The sequence below is a fragment of the Exiguobacterium sp. s6 genome, from assembly GCF_018618155.1.
GTDB lineage: Bacteria > Bacillota > Bacilli > Exiguobacteriales > Exiguobacteriaceae > Exiguobacterium > Exiguobacterium mexicanum_A.
The window spans coordinates 751,020-764,715 of the sequence record NZ_JACSLN010000001.1 but is presented as its reverse complement, the minus strand read 5'-3'; the positions used below and the strand labels follow the sequence as shown (position 1 = coordinate 764,715).

Here is a 13,696-nt window from a genome sequence, read left to right as displayed (position 1 = left end):
TTACACGATAAACTTGTTCGCTTTGATGAGGCTCGCTGCGACTTCGCGTTTCGTGCCGATGACGTTGATTGGCTGATAGCGGCTGAACTTCTTCATCGCCGACAAGAGCATGCGCTGCTCGTCGCCCGATGCGGCCGCATACAACACTTCTTTCGCCATGAGTTCGACTTGCTTGAACACTTGCTCGGCGAAGATTTCGGTGTAGCGGACTTTCTGTCCGTTCTTCTCAGCACCTGTGCGGGCGATGGCTTTATCCGTCCGCGCGATGGCCGCTTCAAGCGCATAGATGGCGCTGATGATGTCGGCGATCTTCGCGAGAATCTCTTGCTCGTTCTGGAGGTCTTGCTGATATTTCTGGACGGCCGTTCCGGCGATCATCAAGTTGATTTTCTTCATGTTCGACAGAAGCATCTTCTCGCGTGCGAGCGGTGAGCCGTCGAGCTCTTGCGGCATGTAGCTCATGAGCTCTTTTTGGAGTTTCTGTGCTTCGGCGAGGAGTGGCAAGTCGCCTTTCATCGCTTTCTTGAGGAGCGTGCCCGGCACGATCAAGCGGTTGATCTCGTTCGTTCCTTCGAAGATCCGGTTGATGCGTGAGTCACGGTACAAGTTCTCAACTTCATATTCGGTCATGAAGCCGTAGCCGCCGTGGATTTGGACCGCTTCGTCGACGACGTAGTCGAACGTCTCCGAGGCGAACACCTTGTTCAATGAACATTCAATCGCATACTCAGCGATCGCTTGGGCGACTTTCGAGCCGTCACGCATGTTGTCGTCGCCGAGGGCGTCGAGGCTGTCTTGGAACAGACCGCCCGTCCGGTAGACCGAGCTCTCCATCGCATAGATGTTCGCAGCCATCGTCGCGAGTTTTTCTTGGATGAGCGGGAACTGGCTGATCGGCGTCTTGAACTGTTTACGTTCGTTCGCGTACTGGACCGAGAGATCGAACGCACGTTTCGACGAACCGACTGCACCGACCGCGAGTTTGTAACGACCGACGTTCAAGATGTTGAAGGCGATGACGTGCCCTTTGCCGATTTCTCCGAGGAGGTTGTCGACTGGGACTTCGACGTCTTCTAAGATGAGCGTCCGTGTCGATGAGCCTTTGATGCCCATCTTCTGTTCTTCGGCCCCTGTCGAGACCCCTTTGAAGTCACGCTCGACGATGAAGGCGCTGAACTTGTCGCCGTCGATTTTCGCGTAGACGACGAACACGTTCGCGAAACCGGCGTTCGTGATCCATTGCTTCTCGCCGTTCAACACGTAGTGCGTGCCGGCCTCGTTCAAGACGGCCGTCGCTTTCGCACCGAGCGCGTCCGAGCCTGAGCCTGGCTCTGTGAGGGCGTACGCCGCGATCCATTCGCCGGTCGCGAGCTTCGGCAAGTACTTATGCTTTTGCTCTTCCGTTCCGAAGAAGACGATCGGGAGTGTCCCGATCCCAACGTGGGCGCCGTAGCTGAGGGCGAATGAACGTGCCTTGGCGAACCGCTCCGTGATGATCGATGACGAGATCTTATCAAGCTGATAACCGCCGTACTCTTCCGGTACGTCCGCGCCGAGGAGGCCGAGCTCGCCCGCTTCTTTCAACAGTTCGACCGAGAGATCGAACTCATGTTTCTCGATGCGTCCAAGGACTGGCATGACACGGTCGTCGACGAAGCTCGCCGTCGTGTCGCCAATCATCTTGTGCTCGTCCGAGAAGTCTTCCGGTGTGAACAAACGATCCGCGTCGAGTGCGTCGATGACAAAGCTACCGCCTTTAATCAATTCATGTTCTGTACGTTCCATTGTCAATTCCCCCTTATAGTAATTCGAAGACGCCAGCAGCACCCATACCGCCACCGATGCACATCGTCACAACCCCATACTTTTCATTGCGTCGTTTCATCTCATGCAAGATCGAGACCGCGAGTTTCGCGCCCGTGCAACCGAGCGGATGCCCGAGTGCGATCGCGCCGCCGTTGACGTTCACTCTCGACGGGTCGATGCCGAGTTCACGGATGACGCCGAGCGATTGGCTCGCGAATGCCTCGTTCAGTTCGAACAATCCGACTTCTTCCAACTTCACGCCGGCCATCTCGAGCGCTTTCGGGATGGCGACGACCGGGCCGATGCCCATCACTTCCGGACGGACACCGCCGACCGCGAACGAGAGGAATTTTGCCATCGGTTTCAAGCCTTGGCGTTCGGCTTCTTCACGCTCCATGACGAGCACGGCTGCCGCGCCATCGGACACTTGTGACGCGTTCCCCGCCGTCACCGAGCCCTTGATTTTGAATGCCGGGCGCAGTTTACCGAGCGCCTCGAGTGTCGAGTCGGCACGGACGCCTTCGTCATGTTTGACGACGAGTTCACGTTCCGCGACTTTCCCGTCCTCGCCGAGCACGTGCTCGACGACCGTGACCGGGACGATCTCTTCTTCGAACTTGCCGCCCGCGATCGCTGCCGCCGCTTTTTGGTGGCTGTCGATGGCGAACAGGTCTTGGTCTTCGCGCGAGATGTTATATTCGGCCGCGACACGTTCTGCCGTGTGCCCCATGCTCATATAGTATTCCGGAGCCGTCTCCATGATTGTCGGGTTCGGACGGATGACGTGGCCGCCCATTGGGACGAGGCTCATCGATTCCATACCGCCGGCGATGACCGCCGTCGCTTGACCGATCATGATTTTCGCTGCCGCGTCGGCGATCGCTTGAAGGCCGGACGAGCAATATCGGTTGATCGTGATGGCTGGTACTTCGTGCGACAAGCCACCTCGTACGGCCGCGTAACGGGCGATGTTCATCCCTTGTTCCGCTTCCGGCATGGCGCACCCCATGATGACGTCGTCGATCGGTCCCGTGTAGCCAGACCGCTCGAGCGTCGCTTTAATCGCATGACCCGCGAGTTCGTCCGAGCGAACGTTTCGGAACGAACCGCGTTTTGCTTTTCCGACCGGCGTTCGTGCGCCGGCCACGATGACTGCTTCTCTCATCTGTTAAGTCCCCCTTTTGTCAGTTCCGAAGTGGCTTGCCTTTGACGAGCATATGTTGCATCCGTTGCTGCGATTTTGGTTCCCCGATGAGGCTTAGGAACGCCTCGCGCTCGATGTCGAGGAAGTACTGCTCGTCGACCATCGTGCCGTATGCCAAATCGCCGCCGCTGATGACGTGAGCAAGTTTTTTCGCAATCTTCAAATCGTGTTCAGAGATATAGCCACCGTAGAACATTTCGTATGCCGCAAGTTCGAGCGTCGCTTTCCCCGTTTGACCGACGACCGGCAACTTCTCACGAACCGGTGCCGTGTACCCGTCAGCGAGACCGAGCACCGTCTGTTTCGCGTCGAACGTCAAGTGGTCGCGGTTCATCGAGATGCCGTCGACCGGACGGTGATAGCCGAGTGCTTTCGCGTCATAGGCCGACTTCGATACTTTCGCCATGGCGATATTCTCAAACGTCTGTTGCGCCGCTTTCTCGATGTTTTGCATCGACTTCGGTGTCTGCTCGAGGAGACGACGATACGTGTTGAGGTTTCCGCCCCCACCTGGGATGAGGCCCACGCCGACTTCGACGAGACCCATATACGTCTCGAGCGCCGCCTGCATGCGTGCGGCCGGCAAGCTGATTTCTGTCCCGCCGCCGAGCGTCATGCCGTAAGGTGCGACAACGACCGGGCGACCCGCGTAGCGAATCTTCTGGACGACTTGTTGGAACTTGTTGATGATCCAATCGAGCTCGTACCAGTTCTCGTCTTCCGCTTCCATGAGCATCATCGCGAGGTTGGCACCGACACAGAAGTTCTTACCATCGTTGGCGAGGACGAGTCCTTTGAAGTCGGTCTCGACGAGGTCGATCGACTGTTCGATCATCTGCATGATATCGACACCGATCGCGTTGTTCGGTGACGTGAACTCGAGGGCGACGACGTCGTCTCCGATATCGATGAGGCGGGCCCCACCGTTCTCGAGCACGATCCCGTTCGACTTGGCGAGCGGGGCGAGTTTCACTTCTTTCGGGTTGACGGTCTTCTCAACGTACGTCTGTGACGCTTGGTCGTAATACTGGTCTCCCTTATAGAACGATGTGTGTCCGGCAGCGAGCATCTCATCGATCCACGCCGGGACGTCATAGCCTTCCGCTTTCATGCGGGCGACCGATTTCTCGACACCGAGTGCGTCCCATGTCTCGAACGGTCCGAACTTCCAGCCGAAGCCCCACTTCATCGCGTCATCGATGGCGACGATCGAATCACTGATCTCGCCTGTGAGACGAGCCGAGTAGACGAGCGTCTTCGCCGTGACCGGCCAGAGCAGTTGTCCGACGCGTCCCTTGTTCAAGATGGCACCTTTCAGCTTCGCTTTTGAGCCTGGGAGCGATTTGATTTGGTCGAGCTCCGGTCCTGTAATCGCTTTCAATTGTTCGTATTCGAACGTCTCGAGATTCAGTTCCTGGATGACTTTTCCGTCTTTCTTATAGAAGCCTTGTCCGGCCTTTTGACCGATCCAGCCCTTCTCGACGAGCGTCTTCATTTCAGCAGGGACGTCGAACGTATCCTTCTCTTCACCGGCGTCGAGCGTCTCATAGACGTTTCCGGCGACGTGGACGAACGTGTCGATGCCGACGACGTCGAGCGTGCGGAATGTCGCCGATTTTGGCCGGCCGATGAGCGGTCCGGTGATCGAGTCCATCTCGCCGATCGAGGCGTTCTGCTTGAGCATCTCTTCGAACGTGACGAGGAGTCCGTATGTGCCGATGCGGTTCCCGATGAAGTTCGGTGTGTCTTTCGCTTCGACGACGCCTTTCCCGAGACGGTCCTCAGCAAAGCGGGCCATGAAATCGATGACCGGGCGTGCCGTCTTCTCCGTCGGGATGAGTTCGAGCAGTTTCAAATAGCGCGGCGGGTTGAAGAAGTGTGTCCCGAGGAAACGTGCCTTCAAGGCTTCCGGCAATACGCTCGCCATCGCCTCGATCGAGATACCCGACGTGTTCGAGCTGAGAATCGCGTCTTCACGGATGTAAGGTGCGATTTTTTCGAATAGTTGCTGCTTCACATCGAGCCGTTCGACGACGACTTCGATGACCCAGTCCGCTTCCTTCAAGCGCTCGAGATCATCTTCTAAGTTCCCCACGTCGATGAAGTTCAAGTGCTCCGCTGTCGCGAGCGGTGCCGGGTTTTGTTTCAATAGCTTTTGACGGTTCTCAGAAGCGATGCGGTTCCGTACTTGTGGTGACTCGAGCGTGAGCCCTTTCGCTTCTTCTTTCGCCGTCAATTCACGTGGTACGATGTCGAGCATGAGCGAACGAATCCCCGCGTTCGCCAAGTGAGCCGCAATCCCCGCCCCCATTACTCCTGAACCGATGACGACCGCAAAACGGATGTTGCTCGTCAAACGGAGGTCGGCTGATTGTTCGATGTGACTCGTCATATTGTTCCCCCCTCAATGAGAATGAATAGTGATTCATTTCAAGCGTAAAAAAAATCGCAATCACCATCGTGTTTACTCTTCTATCATAAATGAATGACAATTCATTCGCAAGCGTTCATTTTTCAAATTCGTTCCAATTTCACCGAGGACGATTTATTTTTCGGTCACTGTGGTATAGACACAAAGAGTCAATTTTAGAAAGGGGAATGTATACATGAGTGACAATCGTTTAAACACAGTGGGGAACCGACAGGATTTTGAATCGTTCAAGAAAGACGGTCAAGCGCAAGCCCATCAACCAGGAATCGATTCGAAGATGGAGCCGTTCCCAATCTATGAGCGTGAAGGATATAAAGGAAGCGATAAACTGAAAGATAAGGTCGCCATCATCACGGGCGGAGACTCCGGCATCGGGAAATCGGTCGCCATCTTCTTCGCCCACGAAGGTGCGAATACGGTCATCGTCTATAAAGACCAAAACGAGCTCGAGGACGCCGAGGCGACGAAAGAACGCATCGAAGAACTCGGTCAAGCTTGTCTATTGCTGCAAGGTGACCTCGGCGACTCGGCTTTCTGTCAAGACGTCGTCAAACAGACGCTCGAGACGTTCGGCCATTTGGACATCCTCGTCAATAACGCCGCCGAGCAACATCCGCAGGAGTCGCTCCTCGATATCTCGGACGACCAGCTCGAGCAGACGTTCCGGACGAACATCTTCAGCATGTTCTATTTGACGAAAGCCGCCCTCCCGTACTTGAACGAAGGCGCAAGCATCATCAACACGACGTCGATCACAGCGTACGAAGGTAACGATCAATTGATCGACTACGCATCGACGAAAGGTGCGATCACGGCCTTCACGCGTTCGCTCGCCAAGAACTTGGCCGAGAAGAAGATTCGCGTCAACGGCGTCGCACCAGGTCCGATTTGGACACCGCTCATCCCAGCGACGTTCTCAGCGGAAAAAGTCGCCTCGTTCGGTGACTCGGCTGAGATGAAACGTCCGGGCCAACCAGCGGAACTCGCCCCGGCTTACGTCTATCTCGCAAGTGACGACTCGACGTACGTCAGCGGACAGGTCATGCACGTCAACGGTGGGACGGTCATCAACGGATGATTTTGTAAGATGGCCCAGTGTTCAGTCACTGGGTCTTTTTGTTGGAAAAATAATCCATCCTATGTTAGCGTTATTGCATGCGTCAACCTGTCATTTAGACGAAAGAAAGGAGCCAATGATGGATGATTCATTATCGATTGACACAAGATGATTTTTTCACGTTACAAAAGAACTTCATCAAAAACTCGGTTCCCGATAAACGAAAATCTATACTTGTCACGCTCATACTCATGTTATTGACCGCCTTTTACGGATTTGCCCTCGCGATTGTCTTGTTACCGCAAACGCTCTCCGCCCCTGTCATCCTCGCACTCGCCGCCAGTGCCGCTGTGGTCCCGGCGCTGCTCTTATTCCCGCTCTTCAAGAAAGTGTATTTCACGATGAGGTTGAGACAGTTGCGATCCATACTTCGACAGGACTCGAAATGGCCACGTGATGTCACTTTGTCAATCCATGAGAACGGGATTGAAGTCAATTCGCTCCACAATGCCGTCAACAAACGGGTTCAAGTCGCGTGGGAAGCGATTGAACGAGTGAACGAGGACGAGACCCATCACTATATATTTATTGAAGCGGCGGAAGCGATTATCGTCCCGAAACAAAACCAGATGCTCAACGAGACGGAGCGAATTCGAATGAATGATCTGCTACAAAAACACTTAGGCATCACACTCTAAGCGACAAAGTTCTTCTTCAATCAGCACGTATTTATGACGAATCTCAAAGGAGTGGATGCAATGGTCACCACCTATCAACTGACGCTTGACGATTTTTTAGCTTTCCAAAACGACATGATTCACCATTCCAATCAATATAAACGAGCTCGCGGCGTATGGTTGAAATATATGAATCTCCCGCTATTCGCTCTCGGGTATGCGGCTGCATTCTTCCTCGTACCGCACCCCGATTCGATCGGCTTATCTTTACTCATCACAGTCGGAATCGGGCTATTGTTCGCGCTATTACTTAGACCGCTGCTAAAGGACTTGCATGCCCCGCTCGCCCTTTGGCAAACCCGTCGTGCCCTCAACAAACAGGACACTTGGCCAAAAGACGTCACGCTCCAGCTTTCTGACACGACCGTCGAGATGCATGCCGTTCGTGGCAACGTCCACCGAACGACGCAAGTCCCATGGACATCCATTCTCAAAGTGAACGAGAACGAGACGCATCGCTTCCTCTATTACGAAGAGGATGAGGCGTTAATCATCCCGAAGGTGAAAGACGGAGTCACGGAAGTCGAACAAAGTGAAATCGAGCGAATCCTCGACAAACATATGAACACAGAAAAGCACACGAGTTCACGTTGAACTCGTGTGCTTGTTTCATTTCTTGACCATCCCTTTTAAGACGAACGCGACGTTCGCCGGACGTTCTGCGAGGCGGCGCATGAAATATCCGTACCAGTCACGGCCGTATGGCACGTAGACACGGACTTTATAGCCTTGACGGACGAGCTCGAGTTGACGCTCGACCCGGATGCCGTACAGCATTTGGAACTCGAACTGGTCGAGTGGGATGTTGTTCAGTTTCACATGTTCGATGACCGCATCGATCATATGGTCGTCATGTGTTGCGATAGAGGCGTAGTTCCCGTTCGCCAGATGGAGTTTGACGAGCTTCAAGTAGTTATGGTCGACGTCTTCTTTCTCCGGGAAAGCGACCGTCGCCGGTTCCTTGTAAGCCCCTTTGACGATACGAAGGTTCGGCTTGAGCGGCGCGAGATGATTGATGTCATCTTCCGAGCGGTACAAGTATGACTGGATGACCGTCCCCAGGCCCTCAAAGTCCGTTTTCAATTTCTTGAACAAATCGAGCGTTTTCTCGCAACGTGCCTCGTCTTCCATATCGATGGCGACGAACACACCGACTTCTTTCGCCGTCGTCAAGATTTGACGCATGTTGTCTTCGATCAACTCGTCCGAGATATCGAATCCGAGCGACGTCAGCTTGAGCGACATGTACGCGTCAAGCTTCTCTTCCGCCATGATTTCGATGGCACGAATGATTTCATCCCGATTTTGGTTCGCTTCTGCGACCGTCGTGATGAATTCCCCTAAGTGGTCGACCGTGACCGATAATCCTTTCGCGTTCAACTCACGAATCGTCGGCACCGACGTCTTGAAATCTTCCCCCGCCACAAAGCGCGAAGCCCCGAACCGAAGCCCGTATTTTTTAGCCAAACTGTTGAGTGTTTTGTTTTGAGACATGTAGATAAATCCATCGCGCAACACTTTTTCCATCTGATTTTCCCCCTTACGTTTACACCCATCTATCTCTATGACGATGTCTGAAATTATTATGACATACAAACGTCCATTCGTCTGTAATTTTGTAATCGTTTTCACCGATTCATTTCCTTAGATTTAGAAAAAAACAGACGCCCCGTGGGACGTCTATTTTACAGGCTCGTATTCGGTGCCACATAGAGCAAAATACTGAGGAAAACGAGCACACTTCCAGCTAGGACGAACATATGCCAAATCGCGTGGTTGAACGGCAGTTTCTGCCACATGTAAAAGACGATCCCGACCGAATAGGCGATCCCTCCGGCGAGGAGCAACATGAACCCGTTATGTCCGATGGATTCATACAGCGGGCGCACGACGATGATACAAATCCAGCCGAGCGCGAGATACGTCACGTTCGATACCCACATGTACTTCCCGGTCGAGAACAGTTTCCAGATGATACCGAGAATCGCGACACCCCAGACGATTCCGAACAACGTCCAACCGAGCGTCCCTTTGAGCGATACGAGCGCGAACGGCGTATAACTACCCGCAATCAAGAAGTAGATCCCGGCATGGTCGAACACTTGGAGCACGCGCTTCGCCCGTGGATGCGGAATCGCATGCATGAGCGTCGAGAAGAGGTACAGTAAAATCATCGATACCCCGAACACGCTCACGGCGATGACGTTCCACGTGCTCCCCGTCTCGGTCGCCGTGTTCACGAGCAAGACGAGCGCGACGATGCTGAAGATGACCCCGAGGCCATGGGTGATGGCGCTCGCAATCTCTTCCCCGAGCGTGTCGGCATGGAGCATGTCTTTTAGCTTCTCTTGATCCATTCAGGTCCCACCTTTCAAATCTATTCCTCTAGTATGGTCATTTCCCGATTTTGTTGCAAACAAAAACATGGGTCGAAACGACCCATGTCTGTGAATTATGCGACATCCTTCACCGGGACGTCACATTCCATATTTTGTGCCCGCATCGCTTTGGCGCGCATGTGGAACAAGACCAGCAGCGTGATCGTCCCGATCGTGGCGATGACGTACGGGATGACCCCATCCATCTTGAAGCCGATCGGTGCCGTCAAAATGTAGAACCAGACGGCGTACAACATGAACGTCCCCGGAATGAGCGCGATATAGTGGTTGCGCCCTTTGATGTAGAGGTACATCGCCCCGACGAACAAGGCGATGACCGCCGTCGTCTGGTTGGCCCAGTTGAAGTATTGCCAGAGCATCTGGAAGTCCATGTTCGTGAGCACGTATGAGATCGCGAAGAGCGGGAGCGCGATCCACAGGCGTGACGAGAACTTCTTCTGCGCGACTTTCATATAGTCGGCGATGATCATCCGAGCGCTACGGAACGCCGTGTCGCCCGATGTGATCGGCAAGACGATGACACCGAGGATGGCGAGCGTGCCGCCGATGCTGCCGAGCATGAGCGTCGCCACTTCTTGGACGACAAGTGCCGGCGTACCGGTTTGAATCAATCCGAGCAATTCGCCTGGCTCGAAGATGGCCATGGCGGCCCCGGCCCAAATCATGGCGATGACCGCTTCGACAATCATCATGCCGTAGAAGATTTCACGGCCGTTGCTCTCTTTCATCGTCGTCCGCGAGATGATCGGCGACTGCGTGGCATGGAAACCAGACAACGCTCCACACGAGATCGTGAAGAAGAGGAGCGGCCAGATCGGCAAGCCGTCCGGATGCATGTTCGTGAGTGTCATCTCTGGAATCTTGTAGCCTTGTGCGAACAGACTGACGGCGATCCCGATGGCGCTGATCATGAGAAGCGCCCCAAAGAACGGGTAGATGCGCCCGATGATCTTATCGACCGGGAGCAATGTCGCCAAGATGTAGTAGGCGAACACGGCGAAGATGACGATCGTGAGTGTCGTCGCGTTGCCGTCGAACAAGTTGTTGATCATGTTACTCGGTGACGTGACGAACACCGTCCCGACCAAGAGCAAGAGAAGCAGGGCGAACCCGTTGACGACGTGGCGGAGCGAGCGGCCGAGGAACTTCTCGGCGAGCTGCGGCAAGTGCGCCCCGTTGTTCCGAAGCGAGATCATGCCCGTCAAATAGTCGTGTACCGCTCCAGCGAAAATCGATCCGAAGACGATCCACAGGAACGCGACCGGTCCATAGAGCGCCCCCATGATTGGGCCAAAAATCGGGCCGACCCCGGCGATGTTCAACAGTTGAATCATCGAGTTCCGTTTTTTCCCCATCGGCACGTAGTCGATCCCGTCCTGTGACGCGTAGGCAGGTGTCGTCCGCTCTTCCTTGATGCCGAACGTCTTCTCGACGTAGCTGCCGTACACTTTGTACCCGACGAATAGAATCGCCAAGGCAATAAAGAATGTAATCATGTGTGCTGTCCCCTTTTGAACGTATGTAGCCGGTCCCCACCGGCCCCGAAAAAATGAATCCCGTTGTTTTACACATATAATGTAAACGCTTACGTGATTGATTATACAGCAGTTCCCCTTTTTTGGTAAGAGGTTTCGTTCACTTTTTTGACACAAAATAAAGCCCTCAAAACTGAGGGCTCGTTCATTGATTAACGAAGGGCCGGGAGACCGACGTGACCGGCTCCGACGACTTTCGTCTCTTCCTTCGCTTGACCATCGAATTCACTGACGACTTTCACCGTTTGGCGAAGCTTGAGAGGTTTCACAGATAATGTATACGTGCCGTCCGCTTTCGCTTTCGTAGTCGCAAGCACGCGCTGTCCGTCTTTCAACGTGACGTTCGCGTTCGCCGTCGTGACACCCGTCACGACTTTCGCACCTGGCTTGATCGTGTCGACCGAGAGGACGAGCTCGACTTGCTCGGCTTCCGTGACTGGATCGAGTTCAATCGTGTACGACCGGAAGAGTCGTCCGGCTGCGTCCGTACGCGTCGCATCCGTCGCTTCGATTCCTTCGTATTGGTCGATATACTGCTTCCCGGCATCCGCCGTCTCGAACGTAGCGAGACGTTTCGCGTCGGCGACGACTTTCCAGTTATCATCGGCCTTATAGTCGACGGCACCACGGCTTGCGATGATGTAGTCCGAGATGACGTTACGTGTCTCATAAGCTGAACGGTAGACAATGCTGTTGCCACCGCCGAGACCCGGGAACGAAGACGAACCCGCACGGTAGTTGTTCGTCGCGACCAAGAATTCTTGGTCGAGCGTGATGGCCTTCCCGTTATATTCGACGTTCTTTACACGGTTTGCCGAAGCATCCACCAGTTTACCGCCGGCATCAAACTTCGCAGGACTCGTCACGTCAATTTCATACGTCAAACCGTCAAGGATATCAAAATTGTAGCTACGGAACCCGAGATCGAGCAACGGTTCCCCATCCGCTTTCACTTGCTTGTAAGCTCCGGCGGACATCTCGAGCCAGTCCATGACATCTTGTCCCGTCACTTTGACGACTTCAAGCGTATTCGGGTAGACATACAAATCAGCCACGTTCTTCAGTGCGATTTGACCTTTCGGGATGTTCGTGTAATAACTAGCATCCGTTAACTCGCGACCACCCGCCTTGAACGGTGCACCAGCTGAGAGGAGCGGCAATCCTTTATATGGCGCAAGTTCCGGGTTCGTCTCGAGTTCTTTCTCGACGAACCATTTCTGCGCGTTCGTCACAAACTGGACCGATGAATCGTCACGGACGAGCGCGAAGTAACTTTGGATATCGTCTTGAATCTCCCCGACCGGTCGATTGATGTATTCAATCGTCGCTTGATGCTCCGCCTCAATGAGCGCTCGAATCTCCGGGTCGACCGGGGTGTTCGTTGTGATTGAATCAAGTTTGGCCGTCGCATCGAGGACACGCCATATTCCGTCAACCTGCTCAAGCTCAAAGTCAATGACACCTAAATCTTTTCCTTGGTTATTCGCCATGACGACGGGCTTCCCATTGATTGTCCCTTTCGTCATATCCACGTTCGGGAACGAGGCGAACATGCCTTTCGCATCCGGGAAGCGTCCATGTTGGTGACCGGTCATGACCATGTCGAGCCCTTCGATTTTCGTGAGCGCGTAGCCGACGTTCTCTTCTCCGTCTTCTTGTTGGTCGGCGAGCGTCGCACTTTCCCCAATTCCTGAGTGTGCGAGTGCAACGACGACGTCCGCTCCTCGTTCTTTCAACTTACGAACCGCTTCACGTGCCGACGGGATAATATCGTCTACCTTCACGCGGCCTTGCAGGTTCCCCGAATCCCACGACATGATTTTCGGTGGTACGACACCGAACACCCCGACGTTGATTGTATGTGTCTCCCCATCCGTATCCGTGACCGTCCGCTCAATGATTTGGACCTCTTGTCCGTCAACGTTGAACTTCGCGACAATCGGATTCCCGTCTACATCTTTAACGTTCGAGTTGACGAAGCGAAACTTACCTTTCGATCCTTCCATCGCATCATACAAGAACTCGAGTCCGAAATTGAACTCATGGTTGCCGAGTGTAACCGCATCGAACTCGAGCGCCGCCATCGCCTTGTACATCGGATGCTCGAACGTGCCCGGATTTCCTTGATGCACTTCACGCACGTAGTCCCCGAACGGCGTCCCTTGAAGCGTATCCCCGTTGTCGAACAGGAACGTGTTGTCAGCCCCTGCTTCCGCACGATGCTGTTTGATGAGCGTCGCGACTTTCGTCAAGCCGATTGTGTTGTCGACTTTGTCCTGAAAATAGTCGTAGTTCGTGATGTTCGTATGTAGGTCTGTCGTCTCCAAGAAGCGGAGCTTTACAACGTCCTCTGATGCGAGCACGTTCGGTGCGTGGAGTGGTAATGTCCCTGGTAATACGAGCGCTGTCGCAATCGTCCATTTCAAGGCTGTTTTCATGTTCATTTCCCCTTTTTCCAAAAATGTTCCAACATCTTTCACTATATCACCGGCTTGTAAACGCAACCATTACTTTTTGTAAATTAATT

At 53.9% G+C, this 13,696-nt stretch carries 10 protein-coding genes; 3 read left to right on the top strand and 7 right to left on the bottom strand.

Annotation, left to right across the window (positions count from 1 at the left end; all coding sequences use genetic code 11):
- The 3 genes from KNP75_RS03965 to KNP75_RS03955 are packed head-to-tail and all read right to left on the bottom strand — an operon-like array spanning window position 1 to window position 5,402.
- The gene (locus KNP75_RS03965; RefSeq protein ID WP_215189920.1) at window positions 1-1,785 is read right to left on the bottom strand and encodes an acyl-CoA dehydrogenase family protein; all 1,785 of its coding nucleotides are present in this window, start codon (window positions 1,783-1,785) and stop codon (window positions 1-3) included.
- 13 nt (window positions 1,786-1,798) lie between these two features.
- Window positions 1,799-2,971 (bottom strand): acetyl-CoA C-acetyltransferase, encoded by a 1,173-nt coding sequence (locus tag KNP75_RS03960; RefSeq protein ID WP_214707315.1) that lies wholly within the window; start codon window positions 2,969-2,971, stop codon window positions 1,799-1,801.
- Between the two features lie 19 nt (window positions 2,972-2,990).
- Window positions 2,991-5,402 (bottom strand): 3-hydroxyacyl-CoA dehydrogenase/enoyl-CoA hydratase family protein, encoded by a 2,412-nt coding sequence (locus KNP75_RS03955; protein WP_215189919.1) that lies wholly within the window; start codon window positions 5,400-5,402, stop codon window positions 2,991-2,993.
- Window positions 5,403-5,616: 214 nt separating this feature from the next.
- On the opposite strand from KNP75_RS03955, the gene KNP75_RS03950 reads away from it, so the two are divergent.
- The 3 genes from KNP75_RS03950 (at window position 5,617) to KNP75_RS03940 (ending at window position 7,829) form a co-directional block, all read left to right on the top strand.
- On the top strand, window positions 5,617-6,519 hold the full coding sequence (locus tag KNP75_RS03950) for an SDR family oxidoreductase (protein WP_215189918.1): 903 nt from the start codon (window positions 5,617-5,619) through the stop codon (window positions 6,517-6,519).
- A 122-nt stretch (window positions 6,520-6,641) separates the two neighbouring features.
- Window positions 6,642-7,196 carry a YcxB family protein gene (locus KNP75_RS03945; protein ID WP_215189917.1) on the top strand — a complete coding sequence of 185 codons (555 nt, stop codon included), beginning with the start codon at window positions 6,642-6,644 and terminating at the stop codon, window positions 7,194-7,196.
- A 60-nt stretch (window positions 7,197-7,256) separates the two neighbouring features.
- Window positions 7,257-7,829 carry a YcxB family protein gene (locus KNP75_RS03940; RefSeq protein WP_215189916.1) on the top strand — a complete coding sequence of 191 codons (573 nt, stop codon included), beginning with the start codon at window positions 7,257-7,259 and terminating at the stop codon, window positions 7,827-7,829.
- Between the two features lie 15 nt (window positions 7,830-7,844).
- On the opposite strand, the gene KNP75_RS03935 is transcribed toward KNP75_RS03940, so the two are convergent.
- From KNP75_RS03935 to KNP75_RS03920, 4 genes are all read right to left on the bottom strand, one after another.
- On the bottom strand, window positions 7,845-8,762 hold the full coding sequence (locus KNP75_RS03935; protein ID WP_215189915.1) for a proline dehydrogenase family protein: 918 nt from the start codon (window positions 8,760-8,762) through the stop codon (window positions 7,845-7,847).
- 158 nt (window positions 8,763-8,920) lie between these two features.
- Window positions 8,921-9,592, bottom strand: a complete 672-nt coding sequence (trhA, locus tag KNP75_RS03930; RefSeq protein WP_215189914.1) for a PAQR family membrane homeostasis protein TrhA — start codon at window positions 9,590-9,592, stop codon at window positions 8,921-8,923.
- 95 nt (window positions 9,593-9,687) lie between these two features.
- The gene (locus tag KNP75_RS03925; protein WP_215189913.1) at window positions 9,688-11,130 is read right to left on the bottom strand and encodes a carbon starvation CstA family protein; all 1,443 of its coding nucleotides are present in this window, start codon (window positions 11,128-11,130) and stop codon (window positions 9,688-9,690) included.
- Between the two features lie 191 nt (window positions 11,131-11,321).
- On the bottom strand, window positions 11,322-13,607 hold the full coding sequence (locus KNP75_RS03920; protein WP_251128190.1) for a bifunctional 2',3'-cyclic-nucleotide 2'-phosphodiesterase/3'-nucleotidase: 2,286 nt from the start codon (window positions 13,605-13,607) through the stop codon (window positions 11,322-11,324).
- Between the last annotated feature and the right edge of the window lie 89 nt (window positions 13,608-13,696).